This window comes from Streptomyces marincola (genome assembly GCF_020410765.1).
GTDB classification, from domain to species: Bacteria; Actinomycetota; Actinomycetes; order Streptomycetales; family Streptomycetaceae; genus Streptomyces; species Streptomyces marincola.
On sequence record NZ_CP084541.1, the window covers coordinates 6,544,497 to 6,568,495 of the forward strand.

Annotated in this window: 17 protein-coding genes and 1 pseudogene; 7 read left to right on the forward strand and 11 right to left on the reverse strand. The window is 73.8% G+C overall.

From position 1 onward, the window contains the following. Positions 1-41 precede the first annotated feature (41 nt). Both LC193_RS28530 and LC193_RS28535 read right to left on the reverse strand, forming a co-directional pair. Positions 42-1,823, reverse strand: coding sequence for an ABC transporter ATP-binding protein (locus LC193_RS28530; RefSeq protein WP_226078271.1), 1,782 nt, complete (start codon positions 1,821-1,823; stop codon positions 42-44). After that, the gene (locus LC193_RS28535) at positions 1,820-3,589 is read right to left on the reverse strand and encodes an ABC transporter transmembrane domain-containing protein (RefSeq protein ID WP_226078273.1); all 1,770 of its coding nucleotides are present in this window, start codon (positions 3,587-3,589) and stop codon (positions 1,820-1,822) included. The genes LC193_RS28530 and LC193_RS28535 overlap by 4 nt, the downstream gene beginning before the upstream one ends. Before the next feature lie 1,757 nt (positions 3,590-5,346). Between LC193_RS28535 and LC193_RS28540 the strand changes: the two genes are divergently transcribed. Then, positions 5,347-5,946 (forward strand): DoxX family membrane protein, encoded by a 600-nt coding sequence (locus tag LC193_RS28540; RefSeq protein WP_226078274.1) that lies wholly within the window; start codon positions 5,347-5,349, stop codon positions 5,944-5,946. An 87-nt stretch (positions 5,947-6,033) separates the two neighbouring features. Here LC193_RS28540 and LC193_RS28545 read toward each other — a convergent pair whose 3' ends face one another. The 5 genes and pseudogenes from LC193_RS28545 to LC193_RS28565 all read right to left on the reverse strand — a co-directional run bounded on the left by LC193_RS28545 (position 6,034) and on the right by LC193_RS28565 (position 11,698). Then, positions 6,034-6,627 (reverse strand): lytic polysaccharide monooxygenase auxiliary activity family 9 protein, encoded by a 594-nt coding sequence (locus tag LC193_RS28545; RefSeq protein ID WP_226078276.1) that lies wholly within the window; start codon positions 6,625-6,627, stop codon positions 6,034-6,036. Between the two features lie 443 nt (positions 6,628-7,070). Continuing rightward, a complete protein-coding gene (locus LC193_RS28550; RefSeq protein WP_226078278.1) occupies positions 7,071-8,000 on the reverse strand; it encodes a dihydrodipicolinate synthase family protein in 930 nt (309 codons plus the stop codon). Positions 8,001-8,079: 79 nt separating this feature from the next. After that, positions 8,080-9,042: a glycosyl hydrolase gene (locus tag LC193_RS28555; protein WP_226078280.1), complete on the reverse strand. Its 963-nt coding sequence runs from the start codon at positions 9,040-9,042 to the stop codon at positions 8,080-8,082. 83 nt (positions 9,043-9,125) lie between these two features. Next, the gene (locus LC193_RS28560; RefSeq protein WP_226078282.1) at positions 9,126-9,830 is read right to left on the reverse strand and encodes a transglycosylase SLT domain-containing protein; all 705 of its coding nucleotides are present in this window, start codon (positions 9,828-9,830) and stop codon (positions 9,126-9,128) included. 276 nt (positions 9,831-10,106) lie between these two features. Further along, a pseudogene (locus LC193_RS28565) lies at positions 10,107-11,698 on the reverse strand (N-acyl-D-amino-acid deacylase family protein). A gap of 236 nt (positions 11,699-11,934) precedes the next feature. Here LC193_RS28565 and LC193_RS28570 point away from each other — a divergent pair. After that, positions 11,935-12,084: a hypothetical protein gene (locus tag LC193_RS28570; protein WP_226078284.1), complete on the forward strand. Its 150-nt coding sequence runs from the start codon at positions 11,935-11,937 to the stop codon at positions 12,082-12,084. Positions 12,085-12,299: 215 nt separating this feature from the next. Further along, positions 12,300-12,893 carry an NADPH-dependent FMN reductase gene (locus LC193_RS28575; RefSeq protein ID WP_264086286.1) on the forward strand — a complete coding sequence of 198 codons (594 nt, stop codon included), beginning with the start codon at positions 12,300-12,302 and terminating at the stop codon, positions 12,891-12,893. Between the two features lie 68 nt (positions 12,894-12,961). Here LC193_RS28575 and LC193_RS28580 read toward each other — a convergent pair whose 3' ends face one another. Both LC193_RS28580 and LC193_RS28585 read right to left on the reverse strand, forming a co-directional pair. Continuing rightward, positions 12,962-14,557 carry a PQQ-dependent sugar dehydrogenase gene (locus LC193_RS28580; RefSeq protein WP_226078286.1) on the reverse strand — a complete coding sequence of 532 codons (1,596 nt, stop codon included), beginning with the start codon at positions 14,555-14,557 and terminating at the stop codon, positions 12,962-12,964. Positions 14,558-14,748: 191 nt separating this feature from the next. Then, a complete protein-coding gene (locus LC193_RS28585; RefSeq protein WP_226078288.1) occupies positions 14,749-15,354 on the reverse strand; it encodes a flavodoxin family protein in 606 nt (201 codons plus the stop codon). Positions 15,355-15,923: 569 nt separating this feature from the next. Here LC193_RS28585 and LC193_RS28590 point away from each other — a divergent pair. Continuing rightward, positions 15,924-16,682, forward strand: coding sequence for a transglycosylase SLT domain-containing protein (locus tag LC193_RS28590; protein ID WP_226078290.1), 759 nt, complete (start codon positions 15,924-15,926; stop codon positions 16,680-16,682). Between the two features lie 136 nt (positions 16,683-16,818). Here LC193_RS28590 and LC193_RS28595 read toward each other — a convergent pair whose 3' ends face one another. Beyond that, positions 16,819-18,699 (reverse strand): methyltransferase domain-containing protein, encoded by a 1,881-nt coding sequence (locus LC193_RS28595; RefSeq protein WP_226078292.1) that lies wholly within the window; start codon positions 18,697-18,699, stop codon positions 16,819-16,821. A 699-nt stretch (positions 18,700-19,398) separates the two neighbouring features. Further along, positions 19,399-19,959, reverse strand: coding sequence for a GNAT family N-acetyltransferase (locus LC193_RS28600; protein ID WP_226078294.1), 561 nt, complete (start codon positions 19,957-19,959; stop codon positions 19,399-19,401). Between the two features lie 285 nt (positions 19,960-20,244). Here LC193_RS28600 and LC193_RS28605 point away from each other — a divergent pair, with 285 nt between their 5' ends. The 3 genes from LC193_RS28605 (at position 20,245) to LC193_RS28615 (ending at position 23,701) form a co-directional block, all read left to right on the forward strand. Continuing rightward, complete coding sequence (locus LC193_RS28605; RefSeq protein ID WP_226078296.1) at positions 20,245-21,474, forward strand: cytochrome P450; 1,230 nt, start codon at positions 20,245-20,247, stop codon at positions 21,472-21,474. A gap of 70 nt (positions 21,475-21,544) precedes the next feature. Beyond that, complete coding sequence (locus LC193_RS28610; RefSeq protein WP_226078298.1) at positions 21,545-21,775, forward strand: ferredoxin; 231 nt, start codon at positions 21,545-21,547, stop codon at positions 21,773-21,775. Between the two features lie 75 nt (positions 21,776-21,850). Then, positions 21,851-23,701 (forward strand): flavin-containing monooxygenase, encoded by a 1,851-nt coding sequence (locus LC193_RS28615; protein WP_404819502.1) that lies wholly within the window; start codon positions 21,851-21,853, stop codon positions 23,699-23,701. Positions 23,702-23,999: the final 298 nt, after the last annotated feature.

Sequence of the window (23,999 nt, forward strand, 5' to 3'; positions counted from 1 at the left end):
CCCCGTGCGGCCCGGGGGCCGCACGGGGAAGGAACCCCGGATCACCCGTGCCAGGACCGCCACAGCGCGGCGTAGGCACCGCCTGCCGCCACCAGTTCGTCGTGGCTGCCCAGCTCCGTGATCCGACCGTCCTCCACGACCGCGATCACGTCCGCGTCATGGGCCGTGTGCAGCCGGTGCGCGATGGCGATGACCGTGCGCCCCTCAAGGACCCGCGACAGCGAGCGCTCCAGATGGCGCGCCGCCCGGGGGTCGAGCAGCGACGTCGCCTCGTCCAGCACCAGCGTATGCGGGTCGGCCAGCACCAGCCGCGCCAGCGCGACCTGCTGCGCCTGGGCCGGCGATACCTCCAGGGCGCCGGAACCGACCTCCGTGTCCAGCCCCTCGGGCAGGGCTTCCACCCAGCCGTGGGCATCGACAGCCGCCAGCGAGGCCCACAGTTCGGCATCGGTCGCGTCGGTCCTCGCCAGCAGCAGGTTGTCCCGCAGAGGGCCCACGAACACGTGGTGCTCCTGATTGACCAGCGCCACCTGCTCCCGCACCCGTTCGGCCGTCATCCCGGACAACTGGGCACCACCGAGCGTCACCCGCCCGGTCCGCGGCGCGTAGATCCCCGCCAGCAGCCGTCCGAGCGTCGACTTCCCGGCGCCCGACGGCCCCACCAGCGCCAGCCGGGTGCCGGGCGGCACGCCGAGGGACACCTCATGCAGCACGTCGGAGCCCTCCAGGTACCCGAAGCGGACCCGGTCGGCCGCCAGGTCACGCCCCTCCGGCTGCACCGACGCGTCGCCTCCCTCGTCCTCGATCTCCCGCACGCCCACCAGGCGCGCCAACGACACCTGGGCGACCTGGAGTTCATCGAGCCAGCGGAGGATCATGCCCACCGGCTCGACCAGCAGCTGGCCCAGCAGCGCACCCGTCGTCAGCTGCCCCACGCTCATCCAGCCCTCCAGCACGAAGGCGCCGCCGATCAGCAGCACCCCGCTCAGGGTCAACGCGTGGTACAGGTTGATCGTCGGCAGCAGGAGCGTCCGCAGCCAGAGCGTGTAGTTCTCCCACGCGGTCCATTCCTTGACCCGCCGGTCCGACAGCTCGACGCGCGCACGCTCCAGCCGGTGCGCCTCGATGGTGCGCCCCGCGTCGACCGTCTCGGCCAGCGCTCCGGCCACCGCCGCGTACCCCGCCGACTCCGAGCGGTATCCCGCCGGGGCCCGCCGGAAGTACCACACGCACACGACGAGCAGAATCGGCACCGCGAGCACCACCGCGAGGATCAACGGCGGCGCCACCACCACGATCCCCGCGAGCAGCAGTACCGTCCACACCACCGCGATGGATATCTGCGGAACGGCCTCGCGCATCGCCTTGGAGAGGCGGTCCACGTCCGTGTTGACACGGGCCAGCAGGTCCCCGGTCCCGGCACGTTCCAGCACGCCGGGCGGCAGCCCCACCGACCGCACCAGGAAGTCCTCCCGCAGGTCGGCGAGCATGCGCTCACCGAGCACGGCCCCCCGCAGCCGCACCAGGCGCACGAAGAAGGCCTGCAACACCAGCGCCAGGGCGAACAGGGCGACCGTGCGCTCCAGGTGCAGTTCCCGCGCGCCGTCCGCCAGGTCCTGGACCACCCCGCCCAGCAGGTACGGGCCGACCATGGACGCGACCACGGCGATCGAGTTGGCCCCCACGAGCACCAGGAACCCGCGCCGGTGCCGGCGGACCATGTCCTTCATGTAGGCGCGCACCGTGGGACGCCCCGCCACCGGCAGGGTCGTCGCGTGTTCGGTGGAGGCCGGGTCGTACTGCGGCGGTTCGACGCCGATCATGCGGTCTCCTCGGCGAGTTCCACGGATTCCGGTTCGCGCGTCACGACCGCGCGGTACTGGGGAGTGCTGTGCAGCAGGTCGCGGTGCGCGCCGTGAGCGGTCACCGAGCCCTCATGGACGAAGGCCACCACGTCGGCCCGGTCGAGCAGCAGGGGGCTCGACGTGAACACGACTGTGGTCCGTCCCGACCGCAGCGTGCGCAGGTTCTCGGCGATCCTCGCCTCCGTGTGCGAGTCGACGGCGGAGGTCGGCTCGTCGAGGACGAGTACCTCGGGGTCGGTCAGCAGCGATCGGGCCAGCGCGAGACGCTGGCGCTGGCCGCCGGACAGCGAGCGGCCCCGTTCGGTGATGCGCGTCCGCATCGGGTCACCACTGCCGTCGGCGGACGCGCGGGTCAGCGCGGCGAGCACGTCATGGCACTGCGCGGTCCGCAGCGCCTCGCTCGCCGACACCCGCCCGGAGGACGGCACCGACAGCAATTCCCGGAGCGTCCCCGACAGCAGCACGGGGTCCTTGTCCTGGACCAGCACGGCCGTCCGCGCCGCGGCCAGCGGGACCTCGTCCAACGGCACGCCGCCGAGCCTGACCGACGGCTCGCCCCGCTCCCGCACCGCGTGGCCGCCGAGCCGTTCGGCCAGCCGTTCCGCGACATCGGGATCGCCGCAGACCACGGCCGTGAACGCGCCGGCCGGGACCACCAGGCCCGTCGACGGGTCGCGCAGCTCCCCGGTCAGCGGCTGGTCGAGAGCCGCCGCCGACCCGGTGCCGGCGTCGCGCGTCAACCCCAGGACCCGCACGGCACGCCGTGCGGACGGCCGCGAGAACGTGAAGGCCATCGCGGCCTCCTGGAACAGCCGCAGCGGAAAGAGGAGGAAACTGACCGCGCCGTAGACCGTGACCAGCTCACCGGCGGCCAGGTGGCCGTCCAGCGCGAGCCGGGTGCCCTGCCACACCACCGCGATCATCAGAAGACCCGGCATGACCACTTGCAGGGCGTCGATCAGCGACCACATCCTGGCGCTGCGCACGGACGCGGAGCGGACCTCCTGGGAGGCGCGGCGGTAGCGGTCGAGGAACAGTTGCTCGCCGCCGATCCCGCGCAGCACCCGCAGACCGGCGACCGTGTCCGAGGCCAGTTCCGCGGCCCGCCCCGACGCGGCGCGTTCGCGATCGGCACGGCGCGTCGCGGCCGGCAGCAGCGGCCACACGGTGAGGACGACGCCCGCGATGCCGGCGAGCACGATCAGCCCCAGCTGCGGCTGGTACACGATCAGCCCGGTGCACACGGCGAGGGTCACGACCACGGCGGCGGCGAAGCGCGAGAACGCCTCGACGAACCAGCCGATTTTCTCCACGTCCCCGGTCGAGACCTTGACCACCTCACCGGCGGCGACCCGGCGGGTCAGGATGCCGCCGAGTTCCGCCGTGCGACGGGCAAGCAACTGCTGTACGCGTGCGGCGGCGGTGATCCAGTTGGTCACCGCTGAGCGGTGCAGCATCGTGTCGGCGAACGCCATCGTGAGGGTGATGCCGAGCAGCAGCAGGCCGGTCGTGGCCAGTGCGGCGCCGGATTCGTCGACCACGGCTTCCACGGCGAGCCCCATGCCGACCGGCAGCAGGGCGATCGACCCCAGGTGCAGAACACCCCAGCTCATGGCCTTGAGCTGCCCGCCCAGCTGGCGCCGGAACAGCCAGACGAGGAACCTCGGTCCCGAACGGGTGTCGGGGTCGCCGGGGTCGGGGTGCGGAAGATCACGAATGCGCATGACATCCCAGAGTCGGAGTGGAGCGGGGTGTTGGGCAACCTGGAAAGGGTCACGGCGACCCGAGCCGAAAATCAACGGGTTTTCCCCGGGCCTGAGCGGATTTCGCCACCCCTGCCTGCGTGTCCCTGACGCACTGATTGTATGAACAATCCGGACTCTTCTCAGCTCCCGGGGCTGTCCGGAAGTCGCCGCACAAACCTGCGCAACCGGCAGCAAGTCCTTGCCGCCGGTTCCGCCGCGCGGCGCGGTCCCCCGGCGCCCGTGCGGACGGCGGGACACAGCCGTTCCCCCGTGCCTCCGGCCTCCGGGCGGTCCTGTGCATGCGCGAAGTGCACCGGCCCCTCCCCGGTGTGCCCGTGGACGACTCCCGGCCGCCTGTCCTGCGGCCCTTCGACCAGGCCCCGCCCCCGAGCCGCCGGCTCCGCCGGGGGCGTGCCGCGCCCGGCGGCCTGCTGCCCGCGCGCGGATGTCCCGGCGCGGAGCACGCCGTTCGCGCGGGGACCGATGTTGCGGACGGTCCTCTCCATGCGGACGCCGGGGGGAGGAAGGCACGCAGAACTCGCGCACCGGCCGCTCGAACCGCACGAACGACCGCGGCGCGGCCCGGGTTTCCGGGGGGCGGGCGGGCCCGGTGGTCCTCCCGGGGCCGGGTTCCGCGTTTCCCGGCGGCGCAACACGACGACCGCTCCGGCAGAACCGGCCCCGGGCGGGTCGGCCGGCGGTTTCAAGCAACGAAGCCGGGTGCGGCGTCGGCCGGGGCGGGCAGGGCCGTTAGGGCGCCGACTCGTTCACTTCCCTGTCGCCGCGCGGCCCCTGACGGCCCCGCCGGGCCCTTTTCTGTTTGAAAAAGGAATGCGCCGGGTGTTGACGTGAGCCTGACGCGCTCCCACTATGAGGGACATTACCGCTGAGTGGGAGCGCTCCCATTGGCCGTGCGGAAGCTCCGACGCTCGGCGGTGGCTCTCGTACCCATGCACAGGATCGAGAAGGGCCGCAGACATGCCACCCCCCCAAGGCATTTCCGCCGCCCGCCAGGTCACCTGGCGCGGTGGCGGGCCACCCGGTGATGCGAGCCGGCGTGAGCCCGACGTACACGAGTCCGCGGCATCTCCGCCGCGGCCCGAGGAGCGGACCGCGGTCGATCGCCGCCCGCTGCTCCTTGAGTGGATACACGAGGTCAACAGCCTCAGCTCCTTCAACCGGCGCAGCCGGGGGCCGGGGCTGTGAAGTGCCGGCGCGCGGCATCGCCTGAGCCGCGCGCCGGCGCCTGATCGCAGCCCCCGCTTCCTGCCTTGGTGTCAGCCGCTCCGGGCCCCCTGCGGGAGGGGGTGTCCGGCGGGACGCGGGAGCCGCCCGTCCCTCCCCTGTCGGGGACGGACAGGGACGAGGGCGGGCCCTGCCCCGGACGGCCGTGTCGACGGGTCGTGACGCCGTCCGGGGCAGGGGCGACGGTTCCGGGTGCTGCCGTGCCGGGGAGCCGCATGCGATCGGGTACTCCGGCGGGTCGTCCCGACCTTGCCGGACTCATACGCCGCCGCCGGGTGGGAGCGCTCCCAACCTCGACTGCCGAGCACCCATCCGGGGTGTCGACGCAGTCACCACCCGGCGGCGGTTCTCCTATCAACGGCTCGATTGCCGAGACGGACGAAGGGCCTGCCGATGTCACCCCCCACCATGATCGACCTTCCCCCCGAGAGCGCCGGAGGACCACTGCCCGGCCTCGCGCGACGGTTCACCACTGCCAGAGAGGAGGCCTCATGACCACACCGCATTCCTCGCTCGCGGACCCGGTACCCGGTGCCGCGCACCGGCGGCCCGCGTCGGTGCCCGTATCCGCGCCGACCGGTGGGGCCAAGGCCCTGGCCGTGCTCAGGATCGCGATCGGCGCGGTCTTCCTCTGGACCTTCCTGGACAAGTCCTTCGGACTCGGTTACCCGACCGCGTCGGAGAGCAGCTGGATCAACGGCGGCTCGCCGGCCGCCGGGTACCTGGGCAGCGTCTCCGGCGGCCCCATGCGCTCCACGTACAACGACTGGGCCGGGCAGGTGTGGGTGGACTGGATGTACATGGCCGGCATGCTCGGCCTCGGGATCGCCCTCGTCGCCGGAATCGGGCTGCGGGTGACCGCGGTGGCCGGCTCGGTGATGATGCTGTTCCTGTGGCTGGGCGAGTTCCCGCCGGCCCGTCACCTCTCGGACGGGACCCCGAGCGGGTCGAGCAACCCGCTCGTCGACCACCACGTCGTGTACGCGGCCGTCATGGTCGTGCTGGCGTTCGCCTCCGCCGGACGGGTCTGGGGCCTGGGCCGGCTGTGGGAGCGGACGGCGATCGTCCGCGGCAACCCCTGGCTCCGCTGATCGGCGGAGCGCACCGACCGCGGGTGCGCGAGGAGTGGGTGATGGCCTCCTCGCGCACCCGCACTCAGCCGCGGGGCCGGCTCCCGTTCAGAACCGCACGTCCGAACAGGAGTAGAAGGCGTTGCCGGTGTCGGCGACGTTCCACACCGCCACGATGACGTGCCGTCCGGACTTGCCCGTGGGCATGCTGCCCTGGTGGTTCTCCGTCGTGGCGGGCTGGCGCCCGCCCATGGGAACCGTCATGAACGGCTGCGACTCCAGGGCCGCCCGCGTGATCGGCTGGCTCGGGTTGTAGCCGTTCCTGGTGATGTAGTACTCGAACTCGGACGTGCGGTGCGGGACCGTGAAGGTCCAGCGGAAGGTGTAGCCCTGGCCGGCCGTCACGCCGGTCGCGGGCCACGAGCCGCCGCGCGGGTCGTCGAGCTCGGCGAACCGCTGGTTCCCGCCCGAGCAGATCCGCCCGTCCGGCGGGCCCGCCTCGGGGAAGCCCTTGGGGCCCTCGACGCTCTGCGGCTCCCATTGGATGGCCCCGCAGTTGCTGACCTGTCCCTGGGCGCAGAACGACTGGCGGCTCGTGGGGGCCGTGGTGTACCCGTGGGCCTGGGCGGTCCCGCTGGTGCTGAGCACCGAGACCATCGCCAGGCCCGCGCCGATCACGGCGGTCGACAATTTTCTGCCCATGCATCGCTCCCGGAGGTCGTGGGGGGTAAGCGCACTCCGCTGCGGTCTAGACCAAGGCTGACGGTACTGCTGGGTCATGTCCATGTCCAGGCTGGTGGCGGCGCCCGCTCGCGGATACGGCCGCCGGCCGCCCGCCCCGCCGGGGAGGAAACGGCGGCCCGGCGGCCCCGGCCCGCCCCGCTCGCGCCCCTCCCGGCCCGAGGCGGCTCGCCGGCCCCGGAGGCACCGCGGGCGGCAGGCGGAACAGGCCGCCCGGCGCACCCGCTCGATGACGGAAAACCGCTCCGGCCCTGCGCCCCGTGCGCGCATCCGCACCGCGAGAACGCGCGGCTGCCGGCGCGGCGGCTTCCCCGGGCGCGGCAATCGGCTGCCGCGGCGAGTGCGTTCAGTGGACGGCGGGCCACGTCCCGCGTCCGCCGCGGGGAAACGAGCCGCCCGCCGCCTCAGCCCCGGCCCGCGGGGTCCGCCAGCAGTTCGGGAACGGCCCGCAGGGCGGCCGTACGCAGCCCGGCCACGGCCGTCTCCGGCACCGACCGGTGCGGCCAGCGCACGCGCGTACCCACGCGCGCCCAGCCGCCGATCGCGCACAGGGTCTTGTCCAGCGCGGGATCGCAGAAGCCCGCCCGGGCCAGCGGGGCGATGTGCCGGTCGAGGAACGCCCGCAGCCGCGCCTCCAGGTCCAGGGCCGCCGCCGGGTCCGAGCCCATCAGCCGGTACCAGCGCACCGCTCCGGCCGGGCTCAGGCACGCCACGTTGGAGTACGAGCCGGCCGCCCCCTCCCGGCGCGCCGACGCCAGCGTGTGACCCGCGACGAACACGGCGAACCGCTCGGTGAGCCCCCGCGCGGGCCGCGCGTCCGGCAGCTTGAGGCCGATCACCTGCGGCACCTCATCCGCGACGAGAGCGAGCATCCGCGCGTCCACCCGGGTCTTGGCGTACGGCGGGTTGTAGAGCACGAGCGGCACCCCCTCGGCCGCCTCGGCCATGCGCCGCAACGCGTCGACGGCCTCCCCGTGCGACAGCGGCAGCCAGTCGGGCAGCACCACCTGGACCGCGCCGGGCCGCAGCGTGGCGGCGCGCCTGATCCGCCCCAGCGAGACCTGGCCGCTGGGGTGTCCGGCGCCCAGCTGGAACGGCACACCGGCCGCCGTGCACCGCCCCGCCACCAGGGCATGCAACCGGTCGTACTCGTACTCGTCGAGCGTGTGGAACTCCCCGGCCGTGCCGTTGGTGTAGACGCCGTGCACTCCGGAGCCGAGCACCGCGCCCAGGGCCGCCTCCAGGCGGCGGAAGTCGATCGTGTCGTCCGCGGCGAGCGGGAGGAGCACCGTCGCCCACACACCCGTGAGATTGCCGGAGTCGAGCCCTCGCATCCACGCCCCCAAGCGCGTCAGGCGGCAGAGCGGGCCATGTTACGTCCGGCCCCCGGGCCGGTCCACACCCCGGCCGCCGCTACGGCGTGTCCGCCGCCGCGCCCCGGAACCTGGCCAGTCCGTCGAGGCCCAGCACACGCGGATGCCGGTACCGGCTGCGGATGCCGGCCTCGTCGTTCTGGTCGGTGAGCACGTCGGGCCAGCCCATGAACCACGACCACCGCGGCTGTTCGGCCAGCACGTCGTCCGACGGCAGCGCGCCCACCTCGCCCAGGCCGATCGGCCGGCCCTGCGCCAGGTCGAGCAGGCCGTGGTAGTGCTCCGGCTCGTAGTGCCCGCCGTAGGTGTCCATGGCGAGCGCGTCGACGACATCGGTCCCGGGGAAGTAGGGCGCGAACGGCTGGGCGCTGTCGTAGGCCGCGTTCGGGCTCCACACCCAGACCAGGTTCCGCAACCCGTGGTGGTGGACGAGCCGGTCGAACAACTGCCGCCACAGCAGGGTCAGGCGCCCCGGGTCCCCGCCCCACCAGAACCAGCCGCCGTTCATCTCGTGGTACGGCCGCCACAGCACCGGCACCCCGGCGTCCTGGAGGCGGCCGAGCACGGCCGCCGCGGCGTCGACCTGCGCGCACCAGCGGGCATGCAGGCCGGAACCCGGGTCGAGCACGGCGTCGAAGTCGGCGGGCGCCAGGTCCCGGATGATGCCGCCGCGGAACTCCACCGGCTCCTCGTCGGGCGGGCACACCGCGTGCCAGGTGTAGGTGATCACCGCGCCCCGGCGGTGCCAGGCGACGGCCTCGGCGGCGTTCGCCTCGCGCCGGTCGACGCCGTCCAGGGTGCCGGGCGCGGAGAAACCGATCTCCTGCCCCCACAGCGCGGGCACCACGCCGGTGACGCGTGTGATCCGCTCCGTCCACGCCGAGCCGTGCACGGGCTGGTTGTGCTGGCCGGCCAGCAGGGCTCGGCCGCTCAGGCCGTACAGGAGGTCGAGCAGGGCCCGCGCGGAGGGAAGGGCGTCGGGCGTAACGGGAGAGGGCGTCATGGAGGTCACCGTAACGCCGGTGCCCCGCACGGGAGGAACGGGGTACGGGCAGGCCCGTACCCCGTTCCCCGCGGCGCGGTCGGTCAGTACGGACCCCAGACGTTGTCCATCGAACCGTAGCGGTCGGCGGCGTAGTTGCAGGCGGCCACGATGTTGGCCACCGGGTCGTACAGGTCGTACGGGGTGCCCTCGACGTGGTAGGCGTCGAACGTCGGCTGGATCACCTGGAGGAGGCCCTTGGAGGGAACGCCGTTGCGAGCGTTGATGTCCCACGTGTTGATGGCGTTCGGGTCACCGCTCGACTCCCGCAGGATGTTGCGGTGGATGCCCTCGTAGGAGCCGGGGATGTCGTGCTCGTCCATGATCGCGAGAGCTTCGCGTATCCAGCCGTCGAGGTTGTCCGGGTACTCCGGCTCCTGCGGCTCGGCGCTCTCCTGGCCGGGCTCGGAGGACGCGGAGTCACTCTCGGGGGCCTCGCTCGGCGCGACCGCGACCGCGCGGTCCGCCGGTGCCTGCGCGGGCGCGGGCAGCAGGGTCGTCTGCTGACCGCCGATTCCGTCACGGAGCGTGCCGACCTGCGCGCCCTCGGCCTGCGTGCTGAAGGCGACGGGGGACGCGGTGCCCGTCGCGACGGGGGAGGGGGCCACGGCTTCCTTCGCCGGAGCGGCGGCTGCCACCCCGGGGACGAGCGAGACGGCCGCGGCGGCAGCGCCGGCGGCGGCGACGCCGGCGACCGAGACCCTGCGGGTCCTGCCCGGGCGAGGGCCAAGGGTGCTGCTGGAGGACATGTGGGACGCACCTCGTGGAAGTAGGGGGAATGCCGCGGATGCGGACGATCGCATTCTTAGCGGGCTCATCACGGCCGGACAACGCCCTGACCTACGCCCGGGACCCGTAGTCCGCGGGCACGCCCCCGGCCGCCACCCGCCGCGTGGCACGCCCAGGCACGGGCCACCGTCCACTAGCCGGCCTCGTAGGTGACCGGCGTCACGTGCCCCGCCTCACAGCGGACGCGGCGCGAGACGGCCGGAAACGCGCGGCCCCCGCGCCCGTCGGTCCAGCGGTCAGCGGACGGCGCCGTCCGGCCCGCGCCGCAGGGCGCGGCCGGGCAGCGCGCCGGTGTGCCTGCCGTCCCGCACGACCGGGACACCGCCGACGAGCACGTGCGGGATTCCCTCCGGCCGGCCGAACGGCTCGTCGAACGTCGCGGTGTCCCGCACCGTCCGCGGATCGAACAGCACCAGGTCGGCGTGGAACCCGGGGCCGACGAACCCGCGGCGGGCCAGCCGGAGCCGGCGGGCGGGGCGGCCCGTCAGGTGGGCGACGCACTCCTCAAGGTCGAGCACGCCGAGTTCGCGCACGTAGCGTCCGAGGTAGCGGGGGAACGTCCCCCGCGCCCGCGGGTGCGGCCTGTCCTGGCCCAGCAGCCCGTCGCTGCCGCCGGTGTGCGCCCGGTGCCGCATGATCGCCCGCACGTTCTCCTCGTTGCCGACGAAGTGCAGGATCGTCGTCGACAGTTCGTCCTCCACGAGCCGCGCGCAGAAGACCTCGAACGGCGAACGCCCGGACGCCGCCGCCAGTTCGGCGACGGTCCTTCCCACGGCGGCGGGGTCCCGCGCCCCCGAGACCTGGACCGTGTCCCACGCGACCGGGACCCCGTGGCTGCCGTCGGACCCCCGCACCTCCAGGGCGTCGCGGATGCGCTCCCGCGCGGCCGGGTCCCGCAGCCGCCGCAAGGTCCGCGCCGGGCCGCCGTCGGCCGCCCACCCCGGCAGCAGCGCGGCGAGCGCCGTGGCGCCCGGCAGGTACGGGTAGCTGTCGAGGGACAGGTCGACGCCCGCGTCGGCCGCCGCGTCGAGCAGCGCGATCAGCTCGGGGGCGCGGCCGGCGTTGACGGGAAAGTTCAACGTGGCGTGGGCCAGGTGCAGACGGCAGCCGGACCGGCGGGCCACCTCGGTCATCTCCGCGTAGGCGGCGATGGCCCCGGCACCGTACGAGCGGTGGTGCGGCACGTACAGGCCGCCGAACCCGGCGACCACACGGCACAGTTCCACGAGTTCCCCGGTGCCCGCGTACATGCCGGGCGCGTAGGTCAGGCCGCTGGACATGCCGACGGCGCCCTCGCTCATCCCGGTGGCCACGAGCGCGCGCTGCCGGTCCAGTTCCGCCCGCGTCGGCGGCCGGTCCGCCCAGCCCATGGCCAGCATCCTGACCGTCCCCTGGGGAACCAGATAGCAGGCGTTGACCGCGGTCCCCGCGTCGAGCCGGTCCAGGTAGCCGGCGACGTCCCGCCAGTTCCAGTCCAGGCCGGGCGGATCCCCGTTCCAGCCGGCGACGGCCTGCCGGACCTGCGGCAGGGTGACGTCGTCCACCGGCGCGTACGAGAGGCCGTCCTGCCCCAGCACCTCGCACGTCACGCCCTGCGCGGTCTTCGCCGCGTGCACCGGGTCGGTCAGCAGACTGAGGTCGGAGTGGGCGTGCATGTCCACGAAACCCGGGCTGAGCACGACCCGGTGGCGTCGATGACGCGCCGGCCGGTCGGCGGCGGACCTCCGACGGCCTCGATGACGCCACCGGTGACCGCGACATCGGCGACACGTCCTGGCCGTCCCGTGCCGTCGACGACGGTCGCGCCGCGGATGACCAGGTCGGCCACGCCGTCCGTCCCTTCTCCCGCAGCCGGGCACCCGCCCGACGCGGAGGTTGTAGCACCGCCCCGCGCGTGGGGCAACGGCACGCGCCCGCGCGCGCGTCACTGACTCCGACGGCCCGCCGCCCCGGGCGCTCCGTGAACGCCCCCGCCCGCGGGCTCCGACAGGCTTCGCGGCGACGGGACCGGGTAAGCGACACGGCACAAGGACCACCGCGCCACCGCACGACCCGGGAGACACCATGCCGCGACTGATACAGCGCATCATGCACTTCAGCCGCACCCCGCAGGGCCGCAGGGCCATCACCTCCGTTCGCCGGGCGGCGGCCGACCCCAGGCGCCGGGCCCAGGCCCGCGGCCTGCTCGCACGCCTGCGCGGGCGCCGGCACTGAGCCGCGTCCACGTGGCCGGGCCCGCCGGCCCGCCGCTCGCGGTATCTTCATCGACACCTGCGGATGACATAGGACCGACCGCCTGCCGGCGGACGCCTCGCGCCCACGACCGCGCCGCTCGGCGCGAGTGAGGGCCTGCGTGCCGCGCCCTCCGGCCGCGCGTCGGCTGACGGCCGCCCCGCCGGGGCGGCCACGTTGCGAGAAGGGAAACCGGCGTGGGTGGCGTGGACAACGAGCGGCTGAGGCTCGCCGTGCTGATCGGCAGCGTGCGCGAGGGGCGCATGGGGGAGAAGGTCGCCCGCTGGGTCGCCGACCGGGCGGCCGTGCACGGGAAGTGGGACATCGACCTGGTGGACCTGGCCGACCACCCGCTGCCCCTGGCGGTGGCGGGCGCCGGTCAGCCGCTGGAGGAGGACCTCCAACGCGTGAAGGACGGCCTCAGCCCGCGGCTGGCCGGCGCCGAGGCCATCGTCGTGGTCACGCCCGAGTACAACCACTCCTACCCGGCGTCGCTGAAGAACGTGATCGACTGGCACCCGACGGAGTGGGCGGCCAAGCCCGTGGGTCTTGTCTCCTACGGCGGTATGGCCGGGGGCCTGCGGGCCGCCGAGCACCTGCGGCAGATCTTCGCCGAACTGCACGCCGTGACGATCAGGGAGATGCTCTCCTTCCACAACGCCTGGGGGGCCTTCGACGGCGGCGAGCCGCTGCCCGGTTCCGAGGCGGCGGCGAAGAAGTTCTTCGACCAGCTCACCTGGTGGGCGGAGGCGCTGCGCGCCGCCAGGTCCGCCACCCCCTACGAGATCTGAGGGCCACGCCCGGCAGGCTTCCCCCGCCGCACCGGTGGGGGAAGCCCGTGCGCTGCCGGCTCCCGCGGTCAGCGGGCGACGGCGCAGGTCGCCCCGTTGAGGCTGAACCGGCCCGGCAGCGCCGTGTCACCGGCGTGCTCGACCAGGTAGCCGAGACGCACGCTCGCTCCCGGCGCGATGGCGCCGTTGTGCGACGCGTTCCGGGCGGTCACCATGTCACCGGCCTGCGTCAGGTCGGTGTTCCAGTCCGACACCACCCTCTGCCCCGCGGGCAGCGGGAAGGTGAGCGACCAGCCGTTCACCGGCTCGGCCCCGGTGTTGGTAATCGTCAGGTCGACGGTCATGCCGTTGCCCCAGGCGCGCGTGCTGTGCTCGATCCGGCAGGTCGGCTCGGTCCGCTCGAACGACACCCGGTGAAGCCCGCCGGGCAGGTCGTTGACGACGTAGAACTCGCCCTCAGGCGTCGTGCCGAACGCCGTGACCTGGGTCGGCATTTCACCGATCTCCGCCTGGAGGTAGCCGCCCGCGCCGTCCTCGCGCAGCGCCCACACCGTGGACGAGCAGTAGTCGGTGGCGATGTACGTGCCGCCCACCAGCTCCGCGAACTCCTCGCCGCGGTACACCCGCCCGCCGATGACGGCGCACCCGCCGGTCTGCGGCGAGTAGGTGAACACCGGGTCCGTGTACTCCGCGTCCGGGGCGCACTGCGCCTCGTCGAACACCTCGAAGCCCTCGTAGCACGACCAGCCGAGGTTGGCCCCCGCCTGCGGCCCCGCCGGGAGGTGGTCGATCTCCTCCCACCTGCCCTGGCCGACGTCGCCGATCCACAACGAGCCGTCCTGCGGGTCGAAGGAGAAGCGCCACGGATTGCGCACGCCCCAGATGAATATCTCCTCGCGGGCGTTCTCCACCCCCACGAACGGATTGTCCCGCGGCACGCAGTAGTCGAGCTCGCCGCAGCTCCGGCTGACGTCGATGCGCAGGATCTTGCCCAGCAGCGTGTCGAGTCGCTGCCCGGTGTCGAACGGGTCGCCCGAGCCCCCGCCGTCCCCGATCGCCCAGTACAGGTAGCCGTCGGGGCCGAACGTCAGCTGCCCGCCGTTGTGGTTGTTGTACTCGGCGTGCTCCTGGGCGAGCAGCGGCTGGAGCGTGCCGTCCGCGAGGCTGTACCGGGCGAGGGTCACCGCCCCGTCGGGCAGCGCCGTGTACGCCAGGTAGAGCTGCTGGCTGTCGTTGAAGTCGGGGGCGAGCGCGATGCCCAGCAGGCCGCGTTCGTTGCCCGTTTCGTCGACCGAGGACGTGATGTCGATCATCGGGGTGGCTTCGAGGCCGGTGTCCGGGTGGTAGACGCGGACCGTTCCGCGCTTCTCCACGATGAACAGCCGGCCCGTTCCGTCGTCCGGCGCGACGAGGGCTGTGGGACGCCTGAGTCCGAACGCGACCTGCGTGGCGCTCGCGGTGATCTCCTCAAGCGGTACCGTGCTGTCCGCCGCAGCGGGTTCGGCGCCGCCCCCGCCCGGCCCGGCGGGGGCGGGCGGGGTTTCGACGGCGGACGCGGCGGCGGGCGGGGCCGGCGCGGGCGGGGACGCGAATGCCGTGAGCGGGGCGACCAGCGTCAGGGTCAGGGCGAGCAGGGCGGGCGACGCCCAGCGTCTTCTTGACATGTCGGCTCCAGGGATGGGGGGAATTCCTGGCGTGCGAAGGCGCGCCGCGATCCCGGAACCACCGGCTGGACAAGCGAGTTCGGGCGGTTCTGGCGGCCACGAGGCCGACGCGCCTTGCCCGGAAGGTATCGGCTCCCCACCCGTCACGCCAGGCCGCATACGGTATTCGCCGCCCCAGCCGTCCGCGGGCGTCAGCCCGGTGGCGGCGCCAGCGGGCGGGCCGCCAGGGCCTCGGCGACGCCGACGAGGCCGGCCGCCATGGTGCGGGCCGCCTTGGCCGACCAGTCGTGGCCGCGGTCGTCGTCCAGGAAGTCGGGGCCGGGCCCAGGACCCAGATGCCAGTACGTCCAGGCCTGCCCCGGCACCGTGTAGCCGATGTCGCCCAGCGCGCCCGCGATCTCGCTGATCACGTGGTGCGCGCCGTCCTCGTTGCCGGTGACGACCGTGCCCGCGACCCGGTTGAAGGCCACAGGGCGCCCTTCGGAGTCCGTCTCGGCCAGCATGGCGTCCATGCGCTCCAGCACCCGCTGGGCCACGGAGGAGGGGTGCCCGAGCCAGGTCGGGGTGGCCATGACCAGGATCTCCGAGGCCAGCAGTCGTGCGTGCACCCCCGGCCAGTCGTCGCCGTCGCCGAGGTCCGTCTCCACCCCCGGCTTCAGGTTCAGGTCGACGGCCCGAACGGTGCTCACCTCGACCCCGCGACGCTCCAGTTCCCCGATGACCAGGCCGGCCAGCGCCTCGGTGTTCGACGGCTGCGGCGACGGCTTGAGCGTGCAATTGATCATGATGGCTTTCATGCGGTGGCACCTGCCCTGCCCCGCCCCGCGGAGTCCCGCCCATCCGGGTGCTCGTGCGTGTCCCCCCTGCCCGCCTCGCGGCGGGACGCGCACGAAGAGCGCAGGGCCGCCGTACGGCGCGGGGCCGGCCGAACGGGGGCCGACTCGCTCACCCTTCGCCTTCCGGCTGTGACCCCGGGAGGTCGACCGGCTCGCCACCTGCCGCCCTTCGGCCGCGCCGGGCGGGCCGAAAGTCCCGCCCCGCGGCGGGACTTACCGCCCGCCCTCAACGCGCGGAATCTCGCGCTGCGTCGGGCACACCGATCCGTACCGTGAGCCCGGAGCGGCCCCGCTGTGAGCCCCGGCACGAGGCCCGCGTCACATACGAAGGGGAATAGGAGATCTTCGTCCGAACGCCCCGTGCCCACGCCCGCGGACCCCGGGGACGCGGCTCGACCGGCATCGGTACTACGAAGCGTCTTCGCAGGTCAGCTCTTTGCGGTGGTTCCGCGGCAGTTCCCACACTGGGCTGCGTCGCGCTTCGCGGCACACACCCTCCCCCCGCTCCCGCACGGAACGAGGTACGTCTCATGACCGCCAGCACCAACGGCACCCGCCGCGCCAAGACCCACACGGTCGCCCTCGCCGGCATCGTGACCGCAGGCGCAGCAGCCCTGACGCTCCCCTTCGCGCCCGGCGCGGCTGCGGACAGCACCCCCACCGGTGGCGTCACCGAGGCCGCGGAGCGGACCGCCGCTCCGGCGACGTTCTCCCCGAACGCCCCCAACGGCGTCATCGGCAAGGCTCCCGCCTCCGACGGCGACGAGCGCGCGGACCGGGAGGAGCCCGGCCGCGAGAACGGTGAGGACCGCGAGAAGAAGGAGGCCGACCGCGCCGAGCAGGGCGAGGACCGGGACGCCTCCGAGAACAAGGATGACAAGGACAAGGGCCGCGGCGCCGAGTACCAGGCCGACGGCACCCTGGTGACCATCCCCAAGCACGAGCAGCCCAAGCCCAAGCCCGCCTCCGACGAGGACATCGACCGCTGGATCGACCAGGCCCTTGAGGTCATGGAGGAGAACGGCATCCCCGGCTCCTACGAGGGCATCCACAGCAACCTGATGCGCGAGTCCAGCGGTGACCCGCTCACGATCAACCTGTGGGACACCAACGCCGAGAAGAACATCCCGTCCAAGGGCCTGCTCCAGGTCATCGACCCGACGTTCGAGCAGTACCACGTCGAGGGGACCAGTAAGGACATCTACGACCCGGTCGCCAACATCGTCGCCGCGTGCAACTACGCCGCCGACCGCTACGGCTCCATGGACAACGTCGACAGCGCGTACTGACCCGCCCGCCCCGGGCCACCGCGCACCGCAGGACCGGGCCGGTCCGGATGCCCCGCATCCGGACCGGCCCGGTCCTCGTTGTCTCTCGTTGTTCGTCGTTGTTCCTCGTCGGTCCTCTCGGTCCTCTCGGTCCTCGTCAGCCGAGCCCGGGCGCCGCGCCCACCGCCCCGCCCGGTCCGGCAGGCGCACCGCAGGCCGGGGGCCGGGGCGGCGCTTCCGCTGTCCTGGCGCAGCGGAAGCCGCTGTCGATGAGCTCCATCAGCGAGGCCAGCCCCTGATCGCCGAACCCCTGCCCCACCCGGCAGTCGAGTAGCACTCCCAGCTGCTCCAGGCGGGTGGTGTCGACGCCACGGGACCGCCGCGCGTCGATCATCGCCTCGGTCATCGACGCCAAGTAGGTGACATGGCCGAACGTCTCCGGGGCGTAGTCGTCTTCCGCGGTCTGCCCCGCGACCACCGCGAGCAGCGGCAGCAGCCCCTCCAGCGTGTCCCGCAGCACGGAGGCGAACACCTCGGGGGTCCCGCTCTCCCGGCGCACCAGGCTGAGGGTGTGCAGGTAGCCGAGCCACAGTTCGAGAAGGAAACTGACCACCGCGACCTCGAACAGCGAGGCGAGACCCGGATCGTCGCCGACGTAGCGGGGCGCGCCACCCAGAGCGCGCAGCACCGCGCCATGGCGGTCGAAGACCGCGCGCGGCCCGGCGAACAGCAGGGGCGTCTCCGGCTTCCCGATCGCCCCGTAGCCCGCCATCACCGGAACCGAGGCGAACTCCGCCCCGTACTCGGCCGCCGTCTGCGCGGACGCGCGTGCCTGATCGGGCGTGAGGGTGGACACCACCAGGAGCGTGCGCCCGGCCAGTTCCTCGCCCGCGGAGTGGATGACCTCAAGAACGGCCTCGTAGTCGCTGACGCACACCACGAGCAGCTCGGCCACGGCCGCCGCCCGGGCGGGGCAGCCCGCGACCCGCGCCCCGGCCTCGACCGACGGCCCGGTCCTCGGGGCGGTGCGGTTCCACACCGAGGTCGGGTACCCGGCCGCCACCAGGGTGCGGGCGATGGCGTCCCCGATACGTCCCGTGCCGAGCACGGCGGTACCGGCGGGAGGCCGTTCGCCCCCGGCCGGCGCCGTCGGGGACCTCAGCGTCCCGTCCGCGGGGGCTGCCCGGCCCGCCCCCCGGGCCTGCCGCGGCGCGGGCATCGGTTCGGCGACCAGCAGGAGGTAGCCGAGTTCACCGCCCTCGGCGAGGTCGGCCAGACTCGCCCGGTCGCCGATCTCCGGCCCCGCCCCGCTCCCGCCCGGCCGCGGCAGCGGGCCGAGGGACGTATCGAGGGCGGGCAGCGAGCGGCTCAGCACGTGATCGCTGAGGTCCGCCAGTTCGACGAGCCGCAGCCCGGCGTCCCGCAGCAGCGCGGGGTAGTCCGCGATCGGCACCAGCGGGCCCGCCGCCCACGCCTCACGGAACCGCGCGAGCAGCGCGCGCCGGTGCGCCGCGACCGGCGCGCGTTCGAACATGTCGGTGATCACGATGCGTCCCCCGGGGCGCACCACGCGGGCCATCTCCCGCAGGGCGAGCGCCCGGTCCATGTGCGGGACCGACTCAAGCGCCCACACCGCGTCGAAGGAATCCGCGTCGAACGGCAAGGCGGAGGCATCCGCGTATGTGAAGGTCAGGCGGTCCGTCATGCTCTCGCGTTCGGCCAGCGCGTGCGCCACCGCGAGCTGCGCCCTGCTGATGTTGACGCCGACGACCGTGCTGCCCGTGGCCCGCGCCACTCGCAGTGCCGGCCCGCCCACGCCGCAGCCGATGTCGAGCGTGTGCCGGCCGGGACCGACCCGCAGCCGCTCGATCACCATGTCGGTCAGCCGCTCGGCGGCGTCGAGGAAGGAGGCGTCGTCCTGTGCGTTCTCCCAGTAGCCGACGTGCAGGTTGGAGCCGAAGTGTTCGAGCGGCAGGAGTGCCGCCCGGTCGTACAGCGCTTCGAGCGCACTGGCCGCCGACTCACTGGACCGTGCCATAGCTGTGCTTCCTCGCCCTCAGGGGATCGCCGACGCCCGCCGGCATGCCACGCGAAGCATGCCCCGCCTCCCTGGCCACGGATGCTCTGCCGGAACGGCGCAGGGAGGGGCGCCAGGGCGCGGGAACGCCTCCGTCCGCGCGGAGCGCGCGGCGCGCGCCCGCGACCGGACGACCGACGCGCCCGTACGCGCGCCCCCGACGGGCTGCCGCGCGCCCGGTACGGCGGGGCCGGACCGCGCGTGGCCGGGGTCGTTCCGCTCCACGGCGGGCCGGCCCGTGGGGCCGCCCGGAGGGCGTCGCGCGCCTGTTCGGCGGCGGCACCGCCGCCCACCGCTTCGACCGGCGGGGGTGCGGCCGGTCCGGCGCATCGGATGATCAGCGCATGGATCGGCCGGCCACCGATCCGGGGCAGCCGCGGCGGCACGGGGGCGCGGGAGCGGGGCCGTCGTCGGCCATTCCTTCGACGCGGACTCGGCGTCGCGGTACGCGTGGACGCCCCCGGCCCGGATCGCGTCGCTCGTCGACTTCAGCGGAACGGGACTGCGCGAGGGGAGGACGGGCTACTCGGCGCAGCGGCAGCGCCGCATGACAGCGCCTCGGCGGCGTCGGCGGCCGGCCCATCGCCGCCCGCCGGCGGAGACCGATCCGGCGGAGCCCGCGCCCTCGGGCCCCGGGACGCGGCCGGGTGCCCCGGCGGCTCAGGACTCCCGCCGCCCCGCCCGCCACTGCGGCGCGAGCACCGACCAGATCTCGATGTCGTGCCGCTTCCCCCGCCGCAGGTAGCTTTCCCGCAGTACGCCGTCCCTGCGCATCCCCAGCCGCCGCGCCACGGCGATGCTCGGCTCGTTCGCCGCCGCGACCTGCCACTCCACGCGGTGGATGCCCCGTTCCTCAACGGCCCAGTCGATGAGCACGCGCGCCGCCCGCGTCACCAGCCCTCTGCTGACCGCGCCCGGTTCCAGCCAGCAGCCCGCCTCCGCGGTGCCCTGGGCGGTGTCCATCGTCCGCAGCATGACGCCGCCCACCAGCGTGCCGTCCAGCCAGATGCCGTGCAGCGTGCCCGCGTCCGCCGCGGCCTTCTCCGCGTACGACAGGAGGAAGGCGCGGCTGGACGCCAGGTCCGCGACGGCGTCGGACAGCCCGGTGAAGCGGCCGATGAACTCCCGCCCCCGGTCGATGTGCGCCAGGAACTCTTCCGCGCGCCAGGGTTCGAGTGGCCGCAACCACGCCGCGTCGTCGCCCAGCGATATCCCGTACATCCGCCCCACCTCTCGCGCGGGCCACCGGCCCGTCCCCGGGTGATCCTCGCAGATCGCGGGCTTCCGAGTCGCGCCTTTGCCGGTCTGGTGCACCGGTCTGGCAGTGCGCCCCGCGGGGCGTGCCGCATCGGTGGCGCGTTTTAAGTCATGCGCTTGACTTAATCCAGGGTGGGGCCTTCACTCGTCACGTCGGCCGGCCACCCCCGCCCCCGAAACCACATCCCCGGCCCCGAGCACGCCTCGCCCACCCGCGGGTCACACGCCCGCACAGTGGAAAGGGACCGCATGACCGCGACACCGACTCCGCTGGAGCGGCACGAGCAGGAAATCCCCCGGTTTCCGATGCCACGCGCCGCCCAATGCCCGTTCGACCCGCCGCCCGCGCTGCGCGAACAGCAGCGGCAGGCACCCCTGACCCGGGTCCGCCTGTGGGACGGCAGCACCCCCTGGCTCGTCACCCGCTACGCCGAACAACGAGCCCTGCTCGCCGACCCGCGCGTCAGCGCGGACATCTCCCGCCCCGGATACCCCGCCTCAGCGCCCAGCAGCGGCAAGAACTCCGTGGGGTTCATCCTCATGGACGATCCCGAACACGCCCGGCTGCGGCGCATGGTCACCGCGCCCTTCGCCGTCCGGCGCGTCGAGACGCTGCGCCCGGCCGTGCAGAAGATCGTGGACGACCAGATCGACACCATGCTCGCCGGCCCGCGCCCCGCCGACCTGGTCCAGCGATTCGCGCTGCCCGTCCCGTCCCTGGTCATCTGCGAACTGCTCGGCGTCCCCTACGACGACCACGCCTTCTTCCAGGCCAACAGCGGCACGATCGTCAACCGCGAGGTGAGCGAACCCGAGCGGACCGCCGCCCTCGCCGCCCTCACCCGCTACCTCGACGACCTGCTGGGCGACAAACTCGCCCGCCCCACCGACGACCTGCTCTCCGGCCTCGCCGCACGCGTCACCCGCGGCGAACTCTCCCGCCCCGAAGCGGCCCGCATGGGCGTCCTGCTGCTCATCGCCGGGCACGAGACCACCGCCAACATGATCGCGCTGGGCACCCTGGCGCTGCTCAGGCACCCGGACCAGCTCGCCCGCCTGCGCGAGGCCCGCGACCCCCGCGTCATCGCCGGGGCCGTCGAGGAGCTTCTGCGCTACCTCCACATCACCCACAACGGCCGCCGTCGCACAGCGCTTGAGGACATCGAGATCGCCGGGTACCGCATCCGCGCGGGCGAGGGGCTGATCCTGGCCAACGACATCGCCAACCGCGATCCGCGCGCGTTCCCCGACGACCCCGACCGGCTCGACATCCGCCGGGACGCACGCCACCACGTGGCCTTCGGCTTCGGCGTCCACCAGTGCCTCGGACAGCCGCTCGCGCGACTGGAACTCCAGATCGTCTACGGCACCCTCTACCGCCGCGTCCCCACCCTGCGACTGGCGACCGACCTCGACGCCATCGCCTTCAAGCACGACGCGTCCGTCTACGGCGTCCACGAACTGCCCGTCACCTGGTGAACCGGCCACCCGCGGCGGGCCGGCAGCGCGACGGCCGCCACGCGAACCGCCCCGACCCCGTAGGAGCGACATGAACGTGTACCTCGACCAGGACAAATGCGTCGCCTCCGGGCAGTGCGTCCTCGCCGCGCCCGGCATCTTCGACCAGCGGGAGGAGGACGGCATCGCCGTGCTCCTCGACCCCGCCCCACCCGCCGGCCGCGCCCGCGACCTCCACGACGCCGAAGACCTGTGCCCCGCGCTCGCGATCCGCGTCGACGACGCCCAGGGAACGCCCGCCACCGGCGACCGCCCCGCCTGAACCCGGCAGCCGAGCCGCCCCCGCCAGGCGCCCGACGCCCGGCGGCGCGGAGGACATCACAGAGAGGACCGCGCAGTGCCGCACCAGGACCGGCCGGCGAGCCCCGCGCCCCACGACTCCGTGGCCCCGCCGCCCCCCGGCCCGCTCGGCTTCGACCCCGACGCCCTCCGCGAGCGCTACCGGGCCGAGCGCGACCGGCGCATCCGCCCGGACGGCAAGCGTCAGTACCGGAGCACCACGGGCGCGTTCGGCTACTACGTCGACGACCCCTACACCACGGGCACCCCGGACCGGACACCCCTTGAGGACCGTATGGACGCCGTGATCGTCGGCGGCGGCTTCGGCGGCCTGCTGGCCGCCGCCCGGCTGCGGCAGGCCGGCCTGCGGGACATCCGCGTCATCGACAGGGCCGGCGACTTCGGCGGCACGTGGTACTGGAACCGCTACCCCGGCATCCAGTGCGACATCGAGTCCTACATCTACCTCCCGCTGCTCGAAGAGGTCGGCTCCATCCCCGCGTGGAAATACGCGCCGGGGGAGGACATCAGGCAGCACGCCCGCGCGATCGGGCAGCACTTCGGGCTCTACCGGCACGCCTGCTTCCAGACCGAGGTGACCGGCCTGCGCTGGGACGACACCACGGAAGAATGGCTCGTCTCGACCGACCGCGGCGACCGCGTCACCGCCCGCTGGGTCGTGCTCTCCGGCGGGCCCTTCAGCCGGCCCAAGCTGCCCGGCATCCCCGGCATCGAGGACTACCGGGGCCACACGTTCCACACCAGCCGCTGGGACTACGCCTACACCGGCGGGCACGCCGGCGGCGGCCTGGACGGACTCGGCGACAAGAGAGTCGGCCTCATCGGGACCGGCGCCACCGCCATCCAGTGCGTACCGCACCTCGGGCGCGACGCGCGGCACCTGTTCGTCTTCCAGCGCACGCCCTCATCGGTGGACGTCCGCGCGAACCGGCGCACCGACCCGGGCTGGGCCCGTTCCCTCACCCCGGGGTGGCAGCGGCGGCGGCGCGACAACTTCCTGCTCCACGTCGCTGGCCGGCCGGGAGCCGGGGACCTCCCCGAGGACCTGGTGAACGACGGGTGGACCACCAGCGCACGCCTTCTGCGCAGCCTGCTGCCCGGGGACGACACCTCCCCGCGGGATTCCGAGGAGCGCCGGCGCGCGGGCGAGCTCGCCGACTTCCGCAAGATGAACGAGCTCCGTGCCCGCGTCGACGCCGTGGTCCACGACCCGCACGCCGCGGAAGCGCTCAAACCGTGGTACCGCTACATGTGCAAGCGCCCCACCTTCAGCGACACCTACCTCCAGACCTTCAACCGCGACAACGTGACCCTCGTGGACACCGAGGGCCTCGGCGTGGAACGGATCACCGGCAACGCCGTCGTCGTCGCCGGCCGCGCCTACGAGGTCGACTGCCTGATCTTCGCCACCGGCTTCGACATCGGCGCGCCACCGGCGGAACGCATCGGCTTCCCCGTGCGCGGCCGGGCCGGCAGGCGACTCGCCGAGCACTGGCAGGACGGGCCGCGCACCCTGCACGGCATCCACAGCCACGGTTTCCCGAACCTCTTCCACCTCGGATCCCTGCACAACGCCGTATCGGTCAACTTCGTCCACGCGCTCGACGAGCAGGCGTCCCACATCGCGCGCGTCGTCGCCGAAGCCGTCCGGCGCGGCGTCCGCCGGGTCGAGCCCTCGGCCGACGCGGAGCGGAAGTGGGGCGACACCATCAGGGAGACCGCGCCGGACACCCACCGGTTCCTCGCCGAATGCACACCCGGGTACTACAACGACGAGGGCATGCCCGGCCGGCGCGGCGACTCCTACGGCCGCGGCCCGCTCGCGTTCCACGCGCTCCTGGAGGAGTGGCGCTCCGGCGACGGCATGGGCGAGGTCATGGTCACGTGACGGCCGCCGCCCCGCGGTCCCGCGGGGCCTGCCCGTCCCGACGATGTCGACGGAGCCCGCCGCGCGGGCGGCGACGGCATCGCCTCCCTCACCCGGATGCCCGCCTCCCGCCGCCACAGCACGTACGTACGCCGTGCCAGCTGGCCGGTCCGGCGCGGGCCAAGGGGGAGCGGGCAACGCCGCCGCTGGACGACCACCCGCCTGGCGGTGCGGGCGAGCCGCTCTCGGCGGGTGGTCCGCCCGTTCCGGTTCGGGGCACCGGTCAGGGGAAAGAAGCCCCTCACCGGTAACTCCGGGC

What these genes read in the sequence shown, in the direction of transcription:
- LC193_RS28530 (WP_226078271.1), bottom strand. Translation starts at nt 1,823, where the DNA reads ATGATCGGCGTCGAACCGCCGCAGTACGACCCGGCCTCCACCGAACAC.
- LC193_RS28535 (WP_226078273.1), bottom strand. Translation starts at nt 3,589, where the DNA reads ATGCGCATTCGTGATCTTCCGCACCCCGACCCCGGCGACCCCGACACC.
- LC193_RS28540 (WP_226078274.1), top strand. Translation starts at nt 5,347, where the DNA reads ATGACCACACCGCATTCCTCGCTCGCGGACCCGGTACCCGGTGCCGCG.
- LC193_RS28545 (WP_226078276.1), bottom strand. Translation starts at nt 6,627, where the DNA reads ATGGGCAGAAAATTGTCGACCGCCGTGATCGGCGCGGGCCTGGCGATG.
- LC193_RS28550 (WP_226078278.1), bottom strand. Translation starts at nt 8,000, where the DNA reads ATGCGAGGGCTCGACTCCGGCAATCTCACGGGTGTGTGGGCGACGGTG.
- LC193_RS28555 (WP_226078280.1), bottom strand. Translation starts at nt 9,042, where the DNA reads ATGACGCCCTCTCCCGTTACGCCCGACGCCCTTCCCTCCGCGCGGGCC.
- LC193_RS28560 (WP_226078282.1), bottom strand. Translation starts at nt 9,830, where the DNA reads ATGTCCTCCAGCAGCACCCTTGGCCCTCGCCCGGGCAGGACCCGCAGG.
- LC193_RS28570 (WP_226078284.1), top strand. Translation starts at nt 11,935, where the DNA reads ATGCCGCGACTGATACAGCGCATCATGCACTTCAGCCGCACCCCGCAG.
- LC193_RS28580 (WP_226078286.1), bottom strand. Translation starts at nt 14,557, where the DNA reads ATGTCAAGAAGACGCTGGGCGTCGCCCGCCCTGCTCGCCCTGACCCTG.
- LC193_RS28585 (WP_226078288.1), bottom strand. Translation starts at nt 15,354, where the DNA reads ATGAAAGCCATCATGATCAATTGCACGCTCAAGCCGTCGCCGCAGCCG.
- LC193_RS28590 (WP_226078290.1), top strand. Translation starts at nt 15,924, where the DNA reads ATGACCGCCAGCACCAACGGCACCCGCCGCGCCAAGACCCACACGGTC.
- LC193_RS28595 (WP_226078292.1), bottom strand. Translation starts at nt 18,699, where the DNA reads ATGGCACGGTCCAGTGAGTCGGCGGCCAGTGCGCTCGAAGCGCTGTAC.
- LC193_RS28600 (WP_226078294.1), bottom strand. Translation starts at nt 19,959, where the DNA reads ATGTACGGGATATCGCTGGGCGACGACGCGGCGTGGTTGCGGCCACTC.
- LC193_RS28605 (WP_226078296.1), top strand. Translation starts at nt 20,245, where the DNA reads ATGACCGCGACACCGACTCCGCTGGAGCGGCACGAGCAGGAAATCCCC.
- LC193_RS28610 (WP_226078298.1), top strand. Translation starts at nt 21,545, where the DNA reads ATGAACGTGTACCTCGACCAGGACAAATGCGTCGCCTCCGGGCAGTGC.